We start from the raw sequence: 1,279 nt of genomic DNA, 5'->3' as shown, positions 1-1,279 counted from the left end.
GACTAATTTCACCCCAGCTGACGGGCAGCTCTGCATGATTCGCCAGTTGGCTCAACAATGCCTCATTCATAAACAGCTCGCTGTAGAGCCGGGTCGTATCTACGAAGCGAAGCGCCTTAATCCATTTGCGCAGGGGCTTTAAGCGGTCACTGACCACCATACGCGCCAATATTTCTCTTTCACGCGTAAAATCGTCGAAGGTATCGCCCTTATTCTTGGATTTACGGCGCATGCGGTTATAGGCACGCTGATAATCCTCCGGCTCCATCAGATCCATCTGTTGATCCACCCATGGGGCGGAGCATTCTTCCTTACCAAAGCGGGCCAGCTCTTTGAGCATCCAATCCCGCAGCAATTCCAATCGGTTCGCCAGCCGCACCGTAGAGTCGAATTCATAAAACTTGCGTGCCATTTGCTCTACTGAAACTACCTCACGTCCCTGAAAGCGGATAGGTTTAAAACGCATTCCCTCCTGTTCCAAATACGTCTTGTAGCTTGTAATCACATGTAAGAATGTCTTGGACGACTTAAAGTGGATACCCTCCATCCTGGCTTCATACCCAGGCTGTAACGAAGCTGAAAGCACATATTCCAGCTGTTCAAATGGATCTTCTAACTGAAACTCCCGGCCCAAACGCCGCTCCAAATATTCCTGAAACGTGGCCTGAAGCATATTTTCCTCACCCAATTCAGGCAATACTGTCGATACATAACTGTTGAACATCGGGTTAGGCGAAAATAACACGACCTGATCTGCTCGTAAGCGATCCCGGTACTTATACAACAAATACGCTACTCTCTGAAGCGCAGCAGAGGTTTTGCCACTTCCTGCCGCCCCCTGAACAATGAGCATCCGGCTTCGATCATCACGAATGATGCGATTCTGCTCCCTTTGGATGGTAGCGACAATACTTTTCATTTGAGCATCCGAGCTGCGGCTCAATACAGCTTGAAGAAGTTCGTCTCCAATCGTCACCCCTGTATCGAACATAAAACGGATCTGTCCATCACGGATCGAGAATTGGCGCTTAAGCGTGAGTTCCCCTTCCATCTCCCCTGCCGGGCTCTTATATGAAGCGGGGCCCGGCATGTTATCGTAATAAAGATTGGAAATAGGCGCGCGCCAGTCGTAGATCAGAAACTCCTCATCTTGATTATCCAGCAGGGAGGCAATCCCTAGATAAACACGTTCCGCAGTCTGCCCTTTCTCAGCAAAATCAATGAGTGCAAAATAGGGTGAATCAAGCAACTTTTTAAAACGACCTAACGCCTCTGTAGA

Annotated in this window: 1 protein-coding gene; it reads right to left on the bottom strand. The window is 48.9% G+C overall.

The features are described 5' to 3' along the window. Positions 1-1,279: RNA polymerase recycling motor HelD (gene helD, locus GRP75_RS27250; RefSeq protein WP_272917250.1), on the bottom strand; the 1,279-nt coding region annotated here is incomplete at both ends.

Source organism: Paenibacillus sp. OT2-17 (assembly GCF_009827695.1).
In the GTDB taxonomy this organism is placed as follows: Bacteria; Bacillota; Bacilli; order Paenibacillales; family Paenibacillaceae; genus Paenibacillus; species Paenibacillus polymyxa_B.
Note: the sequence above shows the minus strand (reverse complement) of the source record. Positions and strands in the feature narration are given on the sequence as shown.